Below are 19,964 nucleotides of genomic sequence, written 5' to 3'. Positions count from 1 at the left end.
TACATGACCCAAGGCCCGACCGAGACCCACGGCCGCGGCGACGAGCCGCGCACCCTCGTCGCCCTGCTGCGCCACCATGCCGCCGACCGCCCGGACGCGCTGGCGTACCGCTTCCTGGGCGGCACGGAGGTCGCGGGGGCGGGCGTGCCCGGCAGCGGCGCCGCGCACGGCGGCGGCGCCGAGACGAGTGCGCCCGGCCCGCAGGCGTGGCCCGGCGGCAGCAGAGCCACGTCCGGCCCGGACGGGAGCCCCTGCGGTGGTACCGGCACGGCCCGCCCGGCGGCGGACCTCGGGGGCGACCGCCGTCCGTTCGGCCCGGATGCGAGCCCTCGCGGCGGTACGGGTGCGCCTCACCCGGCAGCGGACCCGTACCCCGGCGGCTCGCCCTCCTGGACCTTCGCCGAACTGGACCTGCGGGCCAGGCGCGTCGCCGCCCTGCTCCAGCACGAGGGCGCGACGGGCGAGCCGGTGCTGCTCCTGCACCCGCCCGGACTCGACTACATCGCGGCCTTCCTCGGCTGTCTGTACGCGGGTGCCGTCGCCGTCCCCGCCTATCCCCCGGACACCCGCCGCTTCGGCCAGACCATGCCCCGGCTGGCCGCGATCGCACGGGACTCGCGGGCCACGCACGCGCTGACCACGGGCGGGCTCTCGCGCTTCGCGGGCGGACGCAGGGAGGAGCTGGCCGCGCTCGGGCTCGGGGGGCTGCGGTGGCTGGTGACGGGCGGGGCGGGTGACGGCCCAGGCACGTCGGCGGGTGACGGCCCGGGCACGTCGGCGGACGGCTGCGCGAACACCGCGCACCCGCACACCGTGAGCGCGGCCGACTGGCGCGAACCGGACCTCACCGGCGACTCGCTGGCCTTCCTCCAGTACACCTCCGGCTCGACGTCCGCGCCCAAGGGCGTGATGGTCAGCCACGGCAATCTGCTGCACAACCTGGCGGCCATCCACCGCAGGCTCGCGCACGACGAGGACTCCGCGATGGTGTCGTGGCTGCCGCCGTACCACGACATGGGCCTGATCGGCGGCATCCTGTCGCCGCTGTACGGCGGCTTCCCCGCGCATCTGATGGCGCCCATGGCGTTCGTTCGCCGCCCCCTGCTGTGGCTGGAGACCCTGTCCGACACGCGGGCGTCGACCAGTGTCGCCCCCGACTTCGGCTTCGAGGCGTGCGTACGGCGGATCACCGACGAGGAGCGCGACCGGCTCGACCTGAGCCACTGGCGGCTCGCCCTCAACGGCGCGGAGCCGGTGCGCGCCGACACACTGGACCGCTTCGTCGCACGGTTCGCCCCGTGCGGGTTCCGGCGCGGCGCGCTGCTGCCCTGCTACGGCCTGGCGGAGGCCACGCTGATGGTGACCGGCGTGCGCGCCCACGACCAGCCCGTCGTCGGGGAGTTCGACGCGGCGGCGCTCGGCGCGGGCGTCGCCACCGAGGCGACCGCGGCGTCCGGAGGACGGGTCACGCGGGTCGTCGGGTGCGGCCCGGCGGTCGACGGCGTGGACGTGGCGGTCGTGGACCCGCGGACGCGGCGGCGGGTCGCGGGCGAGGGCGCGATCGGCGAGGTGTGGATCACTGGCGGCAGCGTGGCGCAAGGCTACTGGCGTCAGCCGGACGCCACCGAGGCGACCTTCCGGGCCCGTGTCGAGGGCGAGCCCGACACGCCGTACCTGCGCACCGGCGACCTCGGTTTCCTGCGCGACGGCCAGCTGCACGTCGTCGGCCGCACCAAGGACGTCGTCATCGTGCAGGGCCGCAACCACTACCCCCACGACGTCGAACTCACCGTGGAACAGGCCGACTCGGCGGTCCGTCCGGGCTGCGGCGCCGCGTTCGCCGTGGAGGTGGACGGCGCCGAGCAGCTCGTGGTGGCGTACGAGATCGACGGCAGGCGGGCCGCCGACGCGCCGGCGCTGCTCGCCCGGCTGCGCTCCGCGATCGCCGACCGGCACGAGGTCGCGCCGCACGCCGTCGTGCTGCTCAAGCGCTCCACGGTGCACAAGACCACCAGCGGCAAGATCCAGCGCCAGGCCTGCCGCAAGGACTTCCTGGACCTCGGCCTGAAGGTGGTGGCGGCCAGCGTCACCCGGGACACGACGGAGGAGCCGGGCGGGCTTCGGCAGGGGCAGCCGGTGGGCGCGGTGGTCGAGGAGGTGGTGCGCGCGTACGTCCCCGACGCGACGTACGCCTCCGAGCAGGCGGGCGCGGCCGGGCGATCGTTCGCGGACCTCGGCCTGGACCACCCCCGACTCCTCGCCCTCGTACGGGACTTGGAACGGCGTGTCGGCGTGCCGATCCCCGTCGGGGAGCTGCTGGTACGGCCGCGTGTCGACACGCTCACCGAACTGCTCGCGGACCGGGTGCCCGCCGGTGGGGCCTGGGCCGCGGACTCCGTCGAGTCGTGGCTGACGGCCCGCGTAGGTGAACGCCTGGGCCTGGCCCCGGAGTTTATCGACCCGGAGCGTCCGCTGGCGTCGCTCGGTCTGGACTCCAAGCAGGCCGTGGCGGTCCTTGCGGAGCTGAGTGCGCGTACGGGCCGTGAGATCCCCTCGACCGCGGTCTTCGACCACCCGACGATCCGCGCGATCGCCGCGCATCTGGCGGCCACGGGCGCGAAGGCCGCCGAGCCGGTGGCGCCGGACACGGGAGCCGTGACGGCGGACGGCCGCGACGGCGGACAGGAGCCGATCGCCGTCGTCGGCATCGGCTGCCGCTTCCCGGGCGCGCCCGACCCGGACAGCTACTGGCGACTCCTTCGCGACGGCCGCGACGCGATCACCGAGGTGCCGGCGGGGCGCTGGGACGCCCGGCGGGTCGCCGCGCCGGACTTCGGCGGATTCCTCGACGGCGTCGAGGAGTTCGACGCCCGCTTCTTCGGCCTGTCGGCGCGCGAGACCGCCCGCATGGACCCGCAGCAGCGCCTCCTCCTGGAGACCGCGTGGCGGACCCTGGAGGACGCCGGGCGCGACCCGGCGTCGCTCGCGGGCAGCGCCACCGGCGTGTTCGTCGGCATCAGCAGCCACGACTACACCGAGCTGCAGATGGGCCGCCTGGACACCGTCGACGTGTACGGCGCGACCGGCAACGCGCACGCCATCGCCGCCAACCGGCTTTCGTACGCCCTCGACCTGCGCGGTCCGAGCCTCGCCCTCGACACCGCGTGCTCGTCGTCGCTGACGGCCGTGCATCTGGCGTGCGACAGCCTGCGGCGCGGCGAGTGCGCGACGGCGCTCGCGGGCGGCGTGAACCTGATGCTGACGCCCGGCCTGTCGGTGGCGTTCACCGACGGCGGGATGCTGTCGGCGGACGGGCGCTGCCGTACGTTCGACGACGCGGCGGGCGGCTACGTACGCGGCGAGGGAGTCGGCCTGGTGTGCCTCAAGCCGCTGTCGGCCGCGCTGGCCGACGGCGACCGCGTGCACGCGGTGATCCGGGGCTCGGCCACCGGGCACGGCGGACGCGGCAACGGCCTCACCGCGCCGAAGGGATCCGCCCAGCGCTCCGTCATCGAACAGGCCCTGGCGCGGGCGGAGTTGAGCGGCAAGGAGATCGACTACGTCGAGGCGCACGGCACCGGCACACCGCTCGGCGACCCCGTCGAGTGGGAGGGTCTCGCGGCGGCGTACGGCATGGGCCGCCCCGACGGCGCCCGCTGCCTGGTCGGCTCGGTCAAGACCAACATCGGGCACCTGGAGGCGGCCGCGGGCATCGCGGGCCTCATCAAGGCCGCGCTCGTCGTACGCGACCGCGAGGTGCCGCCGACCCTCCACCTGACCACGCCCAACCGCCGCCTCGACTGGGACGGCGCCGGACTCGACGTACCGACACGGCTGACGGCACTGCCGGGCGAGGGGCCGGTGCGGGCCGCCGTCAGCTCCTTCGGGTTCGGCGGGGCGAACGCGCACGTGGTCCTGGAGTCGCCGCCGCCCGCCGATCGGGAGTCTCCGGCGGAGCCCACGGCGCCCGAGGCGCGCCCCGTGCACGCCCTGTGTCTCTCCGGCCACACCCCGACCGCCCTCACCACCCTGGCCCGGCACTGGCGCACCCACCTGGCCGCCCACCCGGAGGCGCCCGTCGCCGACCTGTGCCGGGCCGCCAACACCGGCCGGGCCCGGCTCGCGCACCGCGCCGTCGTCGTCGGCGGGTCGGCCGGCGCGCTGGACGCCGGGCTCGACGCGCTGGCCCGCGGCGAGGCGTCGACGGCCGTCACGCGCGGCACGGCCGGGCACGGTCCTGGGCCGAAGGTCGCGTTCCTGTTCAGCGGCCAGGGCACGCAGTACACCGGCATGGGCTGCGGCCTGTACGACACGCACGCCCCGTTCGCGCGGACGATCGACCGTGCGGACGCCGTGCTGCGCCCGCACCTCGAAGTCCCCCTGACCGAGCTCCTTTTCACGGACGGCGGCGCGGAGCGGCTGCGGGTCACGCGGTACTGCCAGCCCGCGCTCGTGGCCCTCGAAGTCGCGCTCGCCGAACTGTGGCTGACGCTCGGCGTGCGGCCGGCCGCCGTGCTCGGGCACAGCGTGGGCGCGTACGCCGCCGCCTGCGTGGCCGGGGCGATGAGCTTCGAGGACGCCCTCACGCTTGCCGCGACGCGCGGGCGGCTCATGGACGAACAGCCCGGCGACGGGGCGATGATCGCCTGCCTGGGCGACGCGGAGACGGTGCGCGAAGTGGCGGCGGGGTTCGGTTCGCTGTCGGTCGCCGCCGTCAACTCGCCCACGCACCTGGTGCTTTCGGGAGAGCGCGAGGAGGTCGACGCGGCGCGCGCGGCGCTGCTGGAGCGGTCGGTCGTCGTCAAGCCGCTGGCGGTCTCGGGCGCCTTCCACTCGGCGCTGATGGCGGGCGCCGCCGGGCCGCTGCGCGAGGCCGCCCGCTCGGTGCGCTTCGCCGAACCGGTCATCCCCTGGGTGTCGGACGCCACCGGCGAGACCGTCGGCCGCATCGACGCCGACGCGCTGGCGGACCATCTGCTCGGCACGGTCCGCTTCGCCGACGGCTTCACGACGCTGCGGCGGCTCGGCTGCACCGCGTTCGTGGAGGCTGGCCCGCACCCGACGCTGCTCGGCCTCGGCCGGGCGATGACTTTGGCCTCCCCGGAGAGCGACGCGGGGTCCGCGCTGTGGCTGCCGTCGCTGCGGCGGGGGCGCGCCGGTGCGGTGCCGGGCCCGGCGGGCGACTGGGAGACGCTGCTCCAGTCCCTGGGGCGGCTGCACTGCGCGGGCGGCGCGGTGGACTGGGCGGCGCTCGACGAAGGGCGGCGGGGGCCTCATGTGCCGGTGCCGCACGCGGTGTTCGAGCGGGAGGCGTACTGGTTCACACCGCCGGAAGCCGTGGCCGAGGCCACGACGACGGCCACGACGACGGCCACGACGACGGCCACAGCCCCTGCCACGCGCCGGGACGCGGATGCCCCACCGGACGTATCCCTCCAACTGGACGTACCTCTCCCGGAGGTACGCATGGAATCAGGCCGTGTCACCGAGGCCGTCGTCCCCCCGACCGCACCAACCCCTGGCGCCCGCCAGGAAGTGTTCGCGCAGGTCTCCCTCGTCTGCGGCCACCCCGTCGCGCACATCCCGCGCGACGCCCGGCTCGGCGCGGACCTCGGCTTCGACTCGCTGATGCGTACGGACCTGGAGCGCGCCCTGATGCGTCGGTTCCCCGGGCACCTGAACGGCAACCGCGAGCGGCTGCCCGAGGATCCCACGGTGGGGCAGCTCGCCGATCTCCTCGACGGCGCGGTGCCCGAAGGCGCGCCCGTGGCGTCCGTGGCCCACGCCGCGCCGTCGTCCCCCGCACCCGCGGCCGAACCCGCCCCCGAAGACCTCCCGGCCCCCGCAGTCCGCCAGGAGCGCGTCTTCGAAGAGTGGCCCGAGTACGCCGAGTTGCAGGGCCGACTGCGGCAGGCCACCGCCGACGGCGACAACCCGTACGGCCGCACCCACGAGGGCTTCAACGGCGGCCGGTCCACGGTCGACGGGCGTCCCGTCCTCAACTTCTCCGCCTTCAACTACCTTGCCCTGTCCCACCATCCGCGCGTCCGCGAGGCCGCGCGCGCCGCCGTCGACCGGTACGGCACGTCCTGCTCGGCGACACCGCTCCTGTTCGGCGAGACACCGCTGCACCATCAACTCGACGCGGAGATCGCCTCGTTCCTCGGCACCGAGGCGGCGATCGTCTTCGCGGGCGGGCACGCCACGAACGTCGCGACCATCGGGCACCTCTTCGGCCCCGAGGACCTGATCCTGCACGACGAGTGGATCCACGACAGCGCGGTGCGCGGCAGCGTTCTGTCGGGCGCGCGGCGCAGGCCCTTCCCGCACAACGACTGGCGCGCCCTCGACCGTCTGCTCGGCGCGTCGCGGGCGCTGGCGCGCCGGGCCCTCGTCCTCGTCGAGGGCGCGTACAGCCAGGACGGCGACCTGCCCGACCTGCCGAAGTTCATCGACGTGAAGAAGCGGCACGGCGCGATGCTGATGGTCGACGAGGCCCACTCGCTCGGCGTGCTCGGGCGCACCGGGCGCGGCATCGGCGAGTACTTCGGCGTCGACCGCGCCGACGTCGACCTGTGGATGGGCACGCTCAGCAAGGCCGTCGGGAGCCTCGGCGGCTATGTGGCGGCACGTCAACCACTGGTGGAGTACCTGAAGTTCACCGCTCCGCTGCACATCTTCAGCACCGGGATCTCACCCGCCAACACCGCCGCCGCCCTGGAGGCGCTGCGGGTGCTGCGGAGCGAGCCGGACCGGGTGGCGCGGCTGCGGCACCTCGCCGAGCACTTCCGCGACTCGGCGCGGGCCCGGGGGCTCGACATCGGCGTGTCGCGCGCCTCGGCGGTGGTCCCGGTCGTCATCGGCGGCTGGGAGGAGACCATGGCGCTCTCCAACGCGCTGCTGCGCCTCGGCGTGAACGTCATGCCGATCGGCCATCCGGCCGTCCCGCGCGACGAGTGCCGCCTGCGCTTCTTCATCAACGCCGACCACACCGAACGTGAACTCGACCGCGCACTGGACCTGTTGGGGCGAGCCATGGCTGAACACAGGACGAACGGAACGTCGCGCGCGGGGAGGGGTTCCGGCACGGGGACCTCACCGAGCGCGGCCACCACACCCTCCCCCGTCCACGAACCCTCCCTCGACCCCTCCCCCGCATCACCCGCCCCCGACGTCCTCGTCGCCGGCGCGGGCGGCTTCATCGGCGGCCACCTCACCCGCCGCCTCGCCGAACGCGGCCACCGCGTACGCGTCCTGGTCCGCGACGGCAGCGACCGCTCCGCCTTCGCGGGCGTCGACGTCGACGTGGCCGTCGGGGACCTCGGCGATCCGGACAGCCTGCGCCGCGCGGCCGCCGGGGTGCGGCACGTGTACAACTGCGCTGGCCTGTCAGCCGATTGGGGCCCGTGGGCGGACTTCGCGCGGGTCAACGTAGATGGCAGCCGCAACCTCGTCGAGGCCGCCGCGCACGCGGGCACCGTCGAGCGGTTCCTGCACGTGAGCACCACCGACGTGTACGGCTACCCGGTCCGCCCGTGCGCCGAGGACACACCGCCGCGCGACATCGGCCTGCCGTACAACCGCAGCAAGCTCCTCGGCGAACAGGCCGTGCGCGAGGCGGCCTCGCGCGCCGGTCTTCCGCTCACGGTGGTGCGGCCGGTCAGTGTGTACGGGCCCCGCAGCAAGGACTTCGTCATCGAGATCGCGACGCTGCTCCTGAGCCGGCAGATGGTCCACGTCCGCGGCGGTGACGCGCCCGCCGGACTGCTGTACGTGACCAACGCCGCCGACGCGATGATCGCCGCCTGCGCCTCCGGCGCCGCCGCGGGACGCACGTACAACCTGCGCGACCCCGACCGCACGACATGGCGCGAGTACGTCGGCGCGCTGGCCCACGGCCTCGGCGTCAAGCCGCCCGCACTGAGCCTGCCCGCACCGGTGGCGCGCGGCCTGGCGACGGTGTCGGAGGGGTTGTACGGGGCGCTGCGGATCAAGGCGCGCCCGGTCCTCACCCGGCACGCGGTGCACCTCCTCGACCGCGACCAGTCGTACGCGATCGACCGGGCCCGCGACGACTTCGGGTTCAAGAGCGAGGTGGGCTTCGAGGAGGGCGTGCGGCTCACCCTCGCGTGGCTCGACTCGCCCGAGGGGCGTGATCGCGTACCCCGCTGACGCGCCCCCGCCGAACGCACCGGACCTCACCACACCGCACCGGACCACGCCAGTCCGGACCCGGCCCGTCCGGCCCGCCCGAGCCCGAGAGGAACCCGCTGTGCCCCTCACCGAGCGCACGCAGGCACCGGCCGAACCGGCCCGCGCCTGGTTCACCGGCCCCGGCTTCGGGCCAGGACCGCAAGCCGACGGACCACAGCCCGACGGACCGGAGGCCGCCCCCACCGGCCCCCGCCTGATCTGCTTCAGCTACGCGGGCGGCACCCCCTCCGTCTACCGCGACTGGCCGGACCTGCTCGGCCCCGGCGTCACCGTCGTACCGGTGCTGCTTCCCGGTCGCGGGCTGCGGCTCGGCGAGGCGCCGTACACCGACATGGCGCCACTGGCCCGTGACGTGACCGACGCGCTGCTCGCCGCCGGACACGTACACGACCACTACGCCCTGTTCGGGCACAGCATGGGCGCGCTGCTCGCCTACGAGGTCGCCTGCGAGCTGCGGGAGCGGGGGCGGCCGGGGCCCCGGCACGTGTTCGTGTCCGGCAGCAGGGCGCCGCACCTGTACGACGGCCCGGACGGCCAGGGGCTCGGCGACGACGACCTGCGTCAACTCGTCCACGAACTCGGCGCGTTGGGATCCGGCGACGAGGTGGGCCGCTTCTACCTGGAGCGCAGGCTGCCGGTGCTGCGCGCCGACCTCACCCTCTGCGCCCGCTACCGCTGGCGCCCGCGCCGCCCGCTCGACTGCCCGATGACCGCGTTCTCCGCCGCGGGCGACCCGATCGCACCCCGCGCCCACGTCGAGGCGTGGCGCGCGTACACCTCCGCCTCGCTGCTGCACCGCAGGGTGCCGGGCGGCCACTTCTACCTGAACGGACCCGCACGGCTTCCGCTCCTTCGTGAGCTGCGCGCCGAACTCACCCGTACCGCCCCCAAGGAGAGGGAACCCTCATGGATCTGCTGAGCCTGGCCAGGGCCGTCAAGGACCGGGCGCAGGAACCGTTCACGGACCTTGCCGCGATGGCGCGGATCGTCGCGGACCCGCGGCTCCCGCTGCTGCTCGTACTGAACCGGACGCTGTTCACGCCGCTGTACCGGGCCTCGTTCCTCGCCGCCGCCGCGGGCTCCGGCGTGCTGCGCTGCATGGCGTCGCGCCCGTGCGACCTGGAGAGCCTCGCCGAGCACCTCGGGACCCGGCCCGAGGACCGGCAGCGGCTGCGCGCCTGGCTGGACATCGGGGTGCGCCTCGGCGAACTCGACCGGCGCGAGGGCTGCTACCGGCTGAAGAGCCGTACCGCCAAGGCGCTCGCGCAGGTGGCCAACGACGCCGTCGCGGCGGCTCTCGAAGAGCTGCTGCGCTTCCATGTGCCGGCGCTGCGCGACGCCCCGCGCATGCTCAAGGACGGCAGCCGCTTCGAGCTGTCCGACCAGGACGGTCTGGTCATCGCCCGCTCCTCGCTTGTGGTGCGCGGCTTCGTCGAGGACGCCGTCGCCCGCACCCTGCCGCGCACCACGCCGGTGCGCCTCCTGGAGGTCGGCTGCGGCAGCGGCACGTACGTGCGGTACGCGGCCGGGCTCAATCCGCGCCTGACCGCCCTGGCCGTCGACCTCCAGGCCGAGGTCGCCGAGCAGACGGCCAAGAACATGGCGCAGTGGGGGCTCGCCGACCGCGTCGAGACCCGCCAGGGCGATCTGCGCACCCTGGACCTGCAACCGCAGTTCGACGTCGTGACCCTGCACAACAACATCTACTACTTCCCGCAGGAGGAGCGCGCCGAAGTCCTCGCGCGCGCCCGGTCGTTCCTCGCCCCGGGCGGCACGCTGCTGGTCACCTCCTCATGCCGGGGCAGCTCCACGCTCGGCCTCGAAGTGCTCAACCTGTGGTTCGAGTACGCCGGTTTCGGCGGGCCGCTGCCGCGCGAGGACGAGCTGCTCGACCAGTTGCGCGAGGCGGGCTTCGACGGCGTACGGGCGACGCGGGCGCTGCCCGGCCAGGCGTTCCGCGCGTTCGTCGGCACCAACTCCGCCACCGGGCCGGTGGGTTCACTCCCGGTCCGTACGGCCACCACCCCCACGAACGCCGAGGAGGCCGCGTCATGACGACGAAGGCGACCACCGACACGCCCGCGACCGACGAGACCGCCACCGGCCCCGACGCCCCCACCACCCACGCCGACGCCCCCCACGCCGACCTCGTCGCCGTGCTCGGCCGCCCCCACACCGCCACGCCCGACGAGCTCGGCGGCAAGGCGGCCCGGCTCGACGAGCTGACCGGGGCGGGCCTCCCGGTGCCGCCCGCGTTCTGCCTGACCACCGGCCTGTTCGACCTGTTCCTGCGCGAGAGCGGCCTCAACCCGGAGATCCGCGCCGCCGAGGCCCGCGCCGAACCTGCCCTCACCGTGCGCGAGGCGATCCTCGCCCGGGACGTCCCCGAGCCGATCGCCCGCACGATCCTCGCCGCGTACGAGGACCTGGGGCGCCCGCGCGTCGCGGTGCGCTCGTCCGCGCCGCGCGAGGACTCCGCCGAGCGGTCCTTCGCGGGCCAGCACGACACCGTCCTCGACGTGTCGGGCGACGCGGCGCTGCTCGACGCGGTCAAGGTGTGCTGGGCCTCGCTGTGGTCGGACCGGGCGGCCTCCTACCGCTCGGATCCCGGCCCCGCGGGGTCCATCGCCGTCGTGGTGCAGGAGATGGTGCCCGCCGACGTCAGCGGCGTGCTGTTCACGGTCGACCCGATCGGCGGCAGGCCCAACCGGCTTGTGGTGGAGGCCTGTTGCGGGCTCGGCGAGGGCCTGGTGTCCGGCAGGGTCTCCAGCGACTTCTTCGTCGTGGACGACCGTACGCTCGACGTCGTCGAGGAACGCGTCCGCTACAAGGTCACCAAGTGCGCGCCGCTCTCCCCCGGCCGCATCGGCATGACGAAGGTCGACGCCGCCGACCGGGACGCCCCCTGCCTGACGCGCGACCAGCTCGCTGCCCTGGCCCGCCTCGCCCTGGACGTCCGGGCCCGCTACGGCACCGAGCAGGACATCGAGTGGGCGATGCGCGACGGGGAGCTGCATCTGCTGCAGGCCCGCCCCATCACCACCCGCCCCCGCCCGGAGACCTCCGACGACGCCCGCAGCCCCTACCTGCCCCAGCACCTGAAGGAGCAGTCGGACGCGGTGCGGCACGGCACGCTCTGGTCGCGCATGGACATCGGCGAGATCTTCGTCGGCCTGATGTCACCGCTCGGCCTGAGCTTCGCCCGGCACTACCAGGACCATGTGCACGGCGACTGCGCGGCGGCCCTCGGCGTGCGCGACACCGGCGACGTCGGCCTGCACATGGGCTTCTTCCAGGGCCACGTCTACCTGAACATCTCCTACACCGCCTATCTGCTCGGCCAGGCCCCGCCCACCCGCGACCAGCGGCACTTCACCCGCCGCTTCGTCAGCGAGGAGGTGGACCTGGCGACGTACGAGAACCCCTTCGGCACCTTCCCCGGCGGCATCGAGGACCTGCTGTCCACGACGCACTGGCTGCGCGCCACCGCGGGCGAAATGCTGGTGATGAAGGGCCGCGCCCGCGACATGGCGGAGGCCCGCCTGTACGAGTTCGACCGCGCCCGGCGCCTGGACCTGAGCCGCATGGGCCGCCGCGAACTGCACGCCGAACTGACCCGCTACCTCGACTACTTCCACGACGCGCACGTCGGCTACATGCCGTACTACATCAACGCGTTCGGGTTCTACGGCATCCTCACCGAGCTGTGCGCCAAGTGGCTCGGCTCCGCGGGCGACAACCTGCAGAACCGCATCAAGACCGACATGTCCAGCCTGCGCACGGTGGCCTCCGCGCAGGAGATCTGGAGCGTGGCGCAGGCCGCGAAGGCCAGGCCGCGGGTCATGGAGATCATCGAGGCGGCGCCCCTCGAGGAGGTCGCGGACAAGCTGCGCGCCGACCCGGATGGCGAGGCGTTCTGGCAGTCGCAGATGGAGCCGTTCCTGCGCGCCAATGGCACCCGGGGGCGCCAGGAGATGGAGCTCACCCACCAGCGCTGGATCGACGACCCGTCGTACCTCTTCCAGATGATCCGCCGCTACGCCGCGGACGGCTTCACCGCCGACGACATCATGGGCCGCAGCCGCGCCCGCCAGGAGGGCGACACCCGCGCCGTCCTGAAGAAGCTGCCGCTGCCGCAGCGCAAGACCATCGAGGGCCTCATCTCCATGTACGCCCTGTGCAGCGAGCTGCGCGAGGCCACCCGGATGTCCATGATCACGTCGATCTGGCTGGTCAGGAACGTGGTGTACGAGGTGGGGCGGCGCCTTGTCGAGGAGGGCGTGCTGCACTCCCTGGACGAGGTGGCGTTCCTGGACTTCGCCGACGTACGCGGCTACTTGGCCGGTGAACTGCCGGCGCGCGACGCGTTCCCGCGGGCCGCGATCGAGGAGCGGCGGCGGGTGCACGAGTACCACAACCGGCTGCCGGAGCCGCCGCTCACGTTCGTCGGCGAGCACGACTGCACGCGCGCGGTGCGGCCGGTGAAGGACGGGACGCGCCTGGAGGGGCTCGGTTCGTCCCCCGGGCGGATCGTCGGCCGGGCCCGCATCGTCGAGGACCTGGTGTGGCAGGCCGACGAGTTCCAGGCGGGCGAGATCCTCGTGACCCGGCACACCGACGCGTCCTGGACGCCGCTGTTCGCCATCGCCGGCGGCGTCGTCACCGACATCGGGTCGATGCTCTCGCACAGCTCCATCGTGTCGCGGGAGTTCAACGTGCCCTCGGTGGTCAACACCAAGTACGCCACGCAAGTGATCAACACCGGCGACATGGTCATGGTCGACGGCGACACCGGTGTCGTCGAGGTCGTGGAGGGCTGAGCGCGCCGGACCGCCCGAGGAAGGCAGGACGTTCCAGAGGAAGGCAGGAAGTTCCAGATGATCCCGAATCAGTGGTATCCGATTCTGCGGACCGAAGACATCAAACGTGACGCGCCGACCGGGGTGCGCCGCCTGGGCGAGGAGCTGGTGCTCTGGCGCGCTCTCGACGGCACCCTGGTGTGTCAGTCGGCGCGCTGCCCGCACAAGGGCGCGAACCTCTCCGAGGGCCGCCTCGTGGGCAACTCGGTGGCCTGCCCGTACCACGGCTTCCGGTTCGGCACCGACGGGGCGTGCCGCCTGGTGCCGGCGCTCGGCGCGGAGGGCCGCGTCCCGGCGTCGCTGCGGGTCGACACCTACGAGGTGCGGGAGAAGTACGACCTGGTGTGGCTGTGGTGGGGCGACAAGCGCGCGAACCTGCCGGAGATCGAGCTGCCCCACGAACTCGCCGAGCACCCGCGGCCGTACGAGACCATCACCTTCAGCCGCCCGGTCCACTACACGCGCTACATCGAGAGCCTGCTCGAGTTCTACCACGTGACGTTCGTGCACCGCGATCACTGGGCGAACATCATCGACTACACGTTCATGTACGGCAGTTGGCGCAAGCTGTGGACGGACGGGCGGCGGCGCTACATCGCCGCCAACAAGATCGTGAACCATTCCGTGGACGTCGACGGCACGATCATCCGCAACACGTTCGACCAGTGCGAGGAGGGCGACCCCTCCAACACCTGGCACTTCAACCTGATTTACCAGGCCCCGTGCATGACCCACGTGAAGCAGGGCCTCCTGGAGGTCACGACCTGGCTCGTGCCCATCGACGAGCACCACACCCAGGCGATCATGCGCCTGTACGAGTACCCGCTGCTCAAGATGATGGTGCCGTTCAAGCCGCTGCGGCCGCTTGTGCTGCGGTTGTCGCTGATGATGGAGCAGTACGTCCAGGACCAGCAGGACAACGACATCATGGCGCGCCAGGAGCCCAAGGTCAGCGAGCGCGGCGTGAACAAGTTCATCGCCGTCGACGAGATGAACGCCAAGTACCTGCAGATGCGGGACCGGTTGAAGGCGGAGGCCCGCGCGGAGGCGGAACGGCCACAGGAGCCGGTGGCCGACGACGCCCCGGCGGCGGCTCGTGCGGTTGCCGACACGAACGGCCACGGCAACGGAAGCGGCGACAAAGCCGTGCGCGCGGGCGGGCTCAGCAGGACCGCGCCCTGATCACGGCGCGCGTTCCGGTGCCGGCGGCCGCCGGAACGTGCGCCGCGGGGGTCGTGACGAGCGATGCGTATGTCGCGGCCGTCAGGACGAGGCGACCCGCAGCGACACCGTGCCGCCGTGCCCGCGCCCCGCGCCCGCGTCCGTGAGGCCCGCCGTCACGTCGTCCCACCACTGCGCGCCGTCCTCGATGCGGCGCAGCAGGATGCCCTCGCGCACCGCCCAGGGGCAGAGGTCGGCCGACGCGATGCCCATGAGCTTCATCGCCGTGTGCCCGACGACCGCCCCGGCCAGGCTCTGCCCGGCCCGCGGCGCCGAGATCCCCGGCAGTCGTACGCGTTCGGCGGCCGGAAGGCGCGCGAGCCGGTCCTTCGCCCGGCGCAGCGCGGACCGCTCCAGGTGCCGGGGCGCGAACGGCCCGTGCCGTCCGGGTGCCGCGCCGGTCAGCCGCGCCAGTTGCTGGAACGTACGCGAGGTGGCGACCGCCGTGCGCGGCCCCTCCCAGCGGATCCGCGCGGCCACGTCCCGCAGTTGATGGCGCACCCGGCGCCGCAGCGCCTTGACCTCCTGAGGGGACGGCGGGTCCGCGCCGAGGAGGAACTCGTGCGTGAGGCGGTTCGCGCCGAGCGGCAGCGACACCGCGAAGTCCGGCAACCGGCCGCGCCCGAAGGCCACTTCGAGCGACCCGCCGCCGATGTCGAGCAGCACCAGTGAGCCCGCCTGCCAGCCGAGCCAGCGTCGGGCGCCGAGGAAGGTCAGCTCGGCCTCCAACTCGCCGGGGAGCGTGGCCAGTTTGACGCCGGTGCTCGCCCGCACGGCGTTCAGCACGTCCAGGCGGTTCGGCGCGTCGCGCACCACCGCGGTCGCGAAGGCGAGCGGCGGCTCGGCGCCCCAGCGCGCGGCCGTCACCGCGGCCTCGTCGACGGCGCGCACGAGGTGCCGCACGGCATCCTCGCCGAACGGCCCGCCGGGCACGACCCGTTCGCAGAGCCGCAGCTTCCACTTCTCCGTGTGCACGGGCAGCGGTGCTCCGCCCGCGGCGTCCGCCACCACGAGGCGCACCGTGCGCGAACCCACATCCAGCACGCTCACTCGCATGAGCCCTCAGTACCCAGAGCACGTCGCGACACGCACACGAATCGGCTACCTCCCGTTTGCCCTTACGACCGGCTGACGCCATGTCGCCGTCATCTGACGGTACATCACGCCGGTTTGCGTCCCATTCACCCCGATGGCGCCTAGCGTGGCCGGGTGACTTCCTACGCCGCGCCACCCGATGACATGCACGACCTGGTACTGCGCGGAGGCCGGGTGCTCGATCCGGAGACCGGGCTCGACGCGCTCGCGGACGTGGCGGTGACGTCCGGCACGATCACCGCTGTCTCCCTCGCCCCAGGAGCCTCTCCGGCCACGGCCCGCTCCCCGGCGGCCACGGCCTCGCCGACGCCCGAGACCTGCACCGATTCCTCACGTCCGCTCACCGGCCACCGGACCCTCGACGTCACGGGTCTGGTCGTCGCCCCGGGCTTCATCGACCTGCACAGCCACTCCCACACCGTGGCCGGGCACCGCCTCCAGGCCCTGGACGGAGTGACCACGGCCCTCGAACTCGAACTGGGCCTCTCCCCCGTGGGCGAGGCCTACCGGCAGGCCGGCGCCGAGGGCCGCCCGCTCAACTACGGCTTCTCCGCGTCCTGGGCGCAGGCCCGCATGGCCGCCGTCGGCGCGCTGCCGCACGGCGGTGGCGCCTCGGCCGCCCTGGCGCACCTGGGCGACCCGGCCTGGCAGCGGGAGGCCGGCCGGCCCCAGGAGCGGGCCCTGCTCGAACTGCTGCGCCGCGACCTCGCCGACGGCGCGCTCGGCGTCGGCCTGATCGTCGGCTACGCCCCGCGGATCCGGCCCGAGGAGTATCTGGCCGTGGCCCGTCTCGCCGCCCTGGCGAGGCTGCCGACCTTCACCCACGCCCGCAGCCTCGTCGAACAGGTCCCCGACATCCCCGTCGACGGCGCGGAGGAGATCGCGCGGGCGGCGGGCGAGACCGGCGTGCACGCCCACTACTGCCATGTGACGTCGACCTCGCGCCGCCACACCGACCGGGTCCTCGCCGTCCTGGACCGGGCCAGGGCCGAGGGCGGACGCGTCTCCACGGAGGCCTATCCCTACGGCGCGGGCATGACCGCGGTGGGCGCCACGTTCCTCGCGCCGGAGTACCTGCCCGCGTCCGGACTCGACGTGGGCGACATCGTCCTCGCGGCCACCGGCGAGCGGGTCCGCGACCACGCGCGCCTGCGCGAACTGCGCGCCACCGACCCCGGCGCGCTCGCCGTCCTGCACTTCCTCGACGAGACCGACGCCGCGGACCAGGCGTTCATCGACCGGGCGCTGCTGCACCCCGCCACGGTGGTCGGCTCCGACGCGATGCCGCTGACCTGGACGGGACCGGCGCCGGACCCCCTCGCCTGGCCGCTGCCGCCGGGCGCCGCGGTCACCCACCCGCGCACCGCGGGCACGTTCTCCAGGATGCTGCGCCGGTACGTACGCGAACTCGGCGCCCTCAGCCTGCTGGAGGCCGTGGGCCGGGCCACCCATCTGCCCGCGCGCGTGCTTGAGTCCGGGGTGCCCGCGCTGCGCCGCAAGGGGCGCGTGCAGGCCGGCTGCGACGCCGACCTCGTCGTCTTCGACCCGGCGGTGGTCGGCGACCGGGCGACGTACGCCGACAGCACCCGGCCGTCGGTGGGGTACGCCCATGTGTTCGTGGGCGGGACGCCGGTGGTGGCGCACGGGGAGCTGGTGCCGGACGCGTTGCCGGGGCGGGCGGTGCGGCGCTGAACCCGCCCTCCGGAGGCGCCGGGTGCCTGTCCCCGCACAAGGGCGAGGGCCTCGGAGTCCGCCGACTCCGAGGCCCTCAGTACTGGGGGTGTGCCCGGTTTACCGCTTGGCGTCCTTGTTGAAGGAGGCCTTGGCCCACAGGTAGCCCAGGACCGACAGGCCGGCCAGCCAGGCCAGGGCGATCCAGGCGTCGTTGCCGATCTCGGTACCCAGCATCAGACCGCGCAGGGTCTCGTTCATCGGGGTGAAGGGCTGATACTCCGCGAACCAGCGGATACCCGCGGGCATCGAGTCCGGCGTGACGACCGCCGAGCCCAGGAAGGGCAGGAACGTCAGCGGCATCGGCGCGTTGGAGGCCGTCTCCACACTGTCGGAACCCAGACCGATCGCCGCCGAGATCCAGGCGAGCGCGAAGGCAAGGAAGACCAGCAGACCGATCGCGGCCAGCCACTCGATCACGCCGGCGTTGGGCCGGAAGCCCACCGCCAGCGCCACACCCACGACCAGGACCAGGCTGATGATGGTCTGCACGACGTTGCCGATCACGTGGCCGACCAGGACCGAGGCCCGCGAGATCGCCATCGTGCGGAAGCGGTTGATGATGCCCTCGGTCATGTCCGAGCACACCGACACCGCCGTGGACACCGCACCCGAGGTGATCGCCATCAACAGGATGCCGGGGGTGACGTAGTTGGTGTAGTCACCGCGGTCACCGCCACCGCCCACCCCGGGAATGCTGATGCCGCCGCCCAGGGCGCCGCCGAAGACGTACACGAACAGCAGCAGCATCAGGATCGGCATCGCGACGACCGAGATCGTCATCGACGGATAACGCTGCGCGTGCTTCAGATTGCGCCGCAGCATCGTCATCGAGTCGCGCACGGCGTACGAGTTGGTGCTCATCGCTGAGTCTCCTTCACAGCGGTCGCGCTGTCCGTAGTAGCGGTCTTGCGGCCCTGACCGGTGAGGGCGAGGAACACGTCATCCAGGTCGGGGGTGTGCACGGTGAGCGCCTCGGCGTGGATGCCGGAGCGCTCCAGGCCGTCCAGGACCTGGCGCAGGGCCGGGATGCTGCCGTCGCTGGGGATCTGCAGCGTGAGGTCCTCGTCGTTGCGCGTGGCCTGGCTGAGGGTGTGCGCGGCCGCGTCGAGGTGGCGGGCGTCGTCGAAGCGCAGCTTGATGTAGCCGCCGGGGATGCGGCGCTTGAGCTCGTCCGCGGTGCCCTCGGCCACGATCTTGCCGCCGTCCAGGACCGCGATGCGGTCGGCCAGCTGGTCGGCCTCCTCCAGATACTGCGTGGTCAGGAAGATCGTGGTGCCGCCCGCGACCAGGTCGCGGATCATCTGCCACATCGTGCGGCGGCTGCGCGGGTCGAGGCCCGTCGTCGGCTCGTCCAGGAAGATGATGCTGGGCTTGCCCACCAGGGTCATCGCCAGGTCGAGCTTGCGGCGCATGCCGCCGGAGAAGTTGGACGCGCTCTTCTGGGCGACGTCCGTGAGCTCGAAGCGCTCCAGGAGCTCGGCCGCGCGGCGCTTGCCCTCGGCCTTGTCGAGGTGCAGCAGGTCGGCTATCAGCTCGAGGTTCTCCTCGGCGGTCAGCAGGCCGTCCACCGCCGCGAACTGCCCGGTGACGCCGATCTCGGAACGCACCGCGTCCGGGTCCTGCTCGAGCGAGTGCCCCGCGACCGTGGCCTGACCCTCGTCCGCGCTGATCAGCGTGGAGAGGATCTGCACCGAGGTGGTCTTGCCGGCGCCGTTCGGGCCGAGCAGCGCGAAGATCGTGCCGGGAGCGACCTGCAGATCGACGCCGTCGAGTACGACCTTCTCGCCGTACGACTTGCGCAGTCCAAGGGCGTTGATCCCCTTGGATGCCCCGGCCGGTTGGGTGGTGGCGGTCATCGTGCCCCTTCTCATTTCCGTTGTGGTGTCAAGGTCGTTCTCTGGTGCTGCGCAGGTCGTTGTCCGTACGCGTACGCGGGTGCCGCGCCCGGTGCTACACGGGCTGAGCGCGGCGGATCACGATGTCGCCGACGCCGGTGCGGGCGCGGACCTGGACGGTCTGCGCCCCCTTGCCGGGGCCGTCGGAGGCGCCGAGAGAGTTGTGGATGGTGCCCGCCTGGGAGTTGACGTCGAGCCAGGCCGCCGTGCCCAGGTGGATGCCGACCTCCAGGTTTCCCGTCTGGGTCTGCAGGTCGACGCGGCCGCCCGCGACCTCCTCGATACGGGTGTCGCCGTTGGCGGACTTGGAGGCGACGCCCGCGTGTGCCCGGCCCACGGAGATGTTCCCGTTGGCCACCTTCAACTGCAGTTCACCGGTGATCCGGTCGACCCAGGTGTTGCCGTTGGAGTTCTTGATCAGGGCAGCGCCGTCGATCTCGCGGATCCGCAACCGGCCGCAGCCGGTGGTGATCTCGGCGAGGCCGTCGATGTACGCCACGGTGACGTCGCCGCGCTCCGTGCGCAGCCGCGCCGGGCCCGTGCGGTCCAGGCGGATGTCGCCGTCCAGGGTCTTGAGCATGCACTCGCCGAGCGTGCCCTCGCCGGTGAAGTCGCCGGTCGCCGCGGAGCCGTTGACACGCGAGCCGCTCGGCAGCCGGATCTCGACGGCCACCGAACCGGAGTCGCTGCGCCGGGCGGAGACCTTGGGCGTGCGGACGGTCAGCCGGCCGGCCGCGAAGTCGACCCTCGTCTCCCGCGCCGCGCGCAGGTCGGCGTCGTTGTCCTCGGAGCGCGGGTGCACCTCGACGACGGTGATGCCGCTGTCGCCCGCGCTGATGTGGGCGACGCCGAGCTCGACACGGATCGTGGCGGTGATCGGTTCGGGGGTGTCAAAAGTAGGCAAGGGGTGTCCCATCCTCATGACTCTGCAGGGCGTCCCCACGGG

The 19,964-nt window shown here is 73.3% G+C and carries 10 protein-coding genes; 6 read left to right on the top strand and 4 right to left on the bottom strand.

Annotation, left to right across the window (positions count from 1 at the left end):
- Window positions 1-3: 3 nt before the first annotated feature.
- The 5 genes from IEY91_RS05405 (at window position 4) to IEY91_RS05385 (ending at window position 14,255) form a co-directional block, all read left to right on the top strand.
- Window positions 4-8,172 carry a type I polyketide synthase gene (locus IEY91_RS05405; RefSeq protein WP_189173057.1) on the top strand — a complete coding sequence of 2,723 codons (8,169 nt, stop codon included), beginning with the start codon at window positions 4-6 and terminating at the stop codon, window positions 8,170-8,172.
- Between the two features lie 100 nt (window positions 8,173-8,272).
- Complete coding sequence (locus IEY91_RS05400) at window positions 8,273-9,133, top strand: thioesterase II family protein (protein WP_189173056.1); 861 nt, start codon at window positions 8,273-8,275, stop codon at window positions 9,131-9,133.
- Window positions 9,121-10,269: an SAM-dependent methyltransferase gene (locus tag IEY91_RS05395; protein WP_189173055.1), complete on the top strand. Its 1,149-nt coding sequence runs from the start codon at window positions 9,121-9,123 to the stop codon at window positions 10,267-10,269. The genes IEY91_RS05400 and IEY91_RS05395 overlap by 13 nt, the downstream gene beginning before the upstream one ends.
- Window positions 10,266-13,034: an undecylprodigiosin ligase RedH gene (gene redH / locus IEY91_RS05390; RefSeq protein ID WP_189173054.1), complete on the top strand. Its 2,769-nt coding sequence runs from the start codon at window positions 10,266-10,268 to the stop codon at window positions 13,032-13,034. Before IEY91_RS05395 ends, redH begins: the two co-directional genes overlap by 4 nt.
- A gap of 57 nt (window positions 13,035-13,091) precedes the next feature.
- The gene (locus IEY91_RS05385) at window positions 13,092-14,255 is read left to right on the top strand and encodes a Rieske 2Fe-2S domain-containing protein (RefSeq protein WP_164318199.1); all 1,164 of its coding nucleotides are present in this window, start codon (window positions 13,092-13,094) and stop codon (window positions 14,253-14,255) included.
- 81 nt (window positions 14,256-14,336) lie between these two features.
- Here IEY91_RS05385 and IEY91_RS05380 read toward each other — a convergent pair whose 3' ends face one another.
- Window positions 14,337-15,350 carry a Ppx/GppA family phosphatase gene (locus IEY91_RS05380; RefSeq protein ID WP_164318201.1) on the bottom strand — a complete coding sequence of 338 codons (1,014 nt, stop codon included), beginning with the start codon at window positions 15,348-15,350 and terminating at the stop codon, window positions 14,337-14,339.
- A gap of 153 nt (window positions 15,351-15,503) precedes the next feature.
- On the opposite strand from IEY91_RS05380, the gene IEY91_RS05375 reads away from it, so the two are divergent.
- Window positions 15,504-17,081, top strand: a complete 1,578-nt coding sequence (locus tag IEY91_RS05375) for an amidohydrolase family protein (RefSeq protein WP_229696716.1) — start codon at window positions 15,504-15,506, stop codon at window positions 17,079-17,081.
- A gap of 99 nt (window positions 17,082-17,180) precedes the next feature.
- Here IEY91_RS05375 and IEY91_RS05370 read toward each other — a convergent pair whose 3' ends face one another.
- The 3 genes from IEY91_RS05370 to IEY91_RS05360 all read right to left on the bottom strand — a co-directional run bounded on the left by IEY91_RS05370 (window position 17,181) and on the right by IEY91_RS05360 (window position 19,922).
- Window positions 17,181-17,984: an ABC transporter permease gene (locus IEY91_RS05370; protein WP_189173053.1), complete on the bottom strand. Its 804-nt coding sequence runs from the start codon at window positions 17,982-17,984 to the stop codon at window positions 17,181-17,183.
- On the bottom strand, window positions 17,981-18,979 hold the full coding sequence (locus tag IEY91_RS05365; RefSeq protein ID WP_189173052.1) for an ATP-binding cassette domain-containing protein: 999 nt from the start codon (window positions 18,977-18,979) through the stop codon (window positions 17,981-17,983). Before IEY91_RS05365 ends, IEY91_RS05370 begins: the two co-directional genes overlap by 4 nt.
- A gap of 94 nt (window positions 18,980-19,073) precedes the next feature.
- On the bottom strand, window positions 19,074-19,922 hold the full coding sequence (locus IEY91_RS05360) for a DUF4097 family beta strand repeat-containing protein (protein WP_189173051.1): 849 nt from the start codon (window positions 19,920-19,922) through the stop codon (window positions 19,074-19,076).
- Window positions 19,923-19,964: the final 42 nt, after the last annotated feature.

This window comes from Streptomyces lasiicapitis (assembly GCF_014646335.1).
GTDB classification, from domain to species: Bacteria; Actinomycetota; Actinomycetes; order Streptomycetales; family Streptomycetaceae; genus Streptomyces; species Streptomyces lasiicapitis.
Note: the sequence above shows the minus strand (reverse complement) of the source record. Positions and strands in the feature narration are given on the sequence as shown.

Excerpts from the sequence above, each read along its gene's own strand:
- IEY91_RS05370 (WP_189173053.1), bottom strand. The coding sequence starts at position 17,984 with ATGAGCACCAACTCGTACGCCGTGCGCGACTCGATGACGATGCTGCGG.
- redH (WP_189173054.1), top strand. The coding sequence starts at position 10,266 with ATGACGACGAAGGCGACCACCGACACGCCCGCGACCGACGAGACCGCC.
- IEY91_RS05405 (WP_189173057.1), top strand. The coding sequence starts at position 4 with ATGACCCAAGGCCCGACCGAGACCCACGGCCGCGGCGACGAGCCGCGC.
- IEY91_RS05380 (WP_164318201.1), bottom strand. The coding sequence starts at position 15,350 with ATGCGAGTGAGCGTGCTGGATGTGGGTTCGCGCACGGTGCGCCTCGTG.
- IEY91_RS05385 (WP_164318199.1), top strand. The coding sequence starts at position 13,092 with ATGATCCCGAATCAGTGGTATCCGATTCTGCGGACCGAAGACATCAAA.
- IEY91_RS05395 (WP_189173055.1), top strand. The coding sequence starts at position 9,121 with ATGGATCTGCTGAGCCTGGCCAGGGCCGTCAAGGACCGGGCGCAGGAA.
- IEY91_RS05365 (WP_189173052.1), bottom strand. The coding sequence starts at position 18,979 with ATGACCGCCACCACCCAACCGGCCGGGGCATCCAAGGGGATCAACGCC.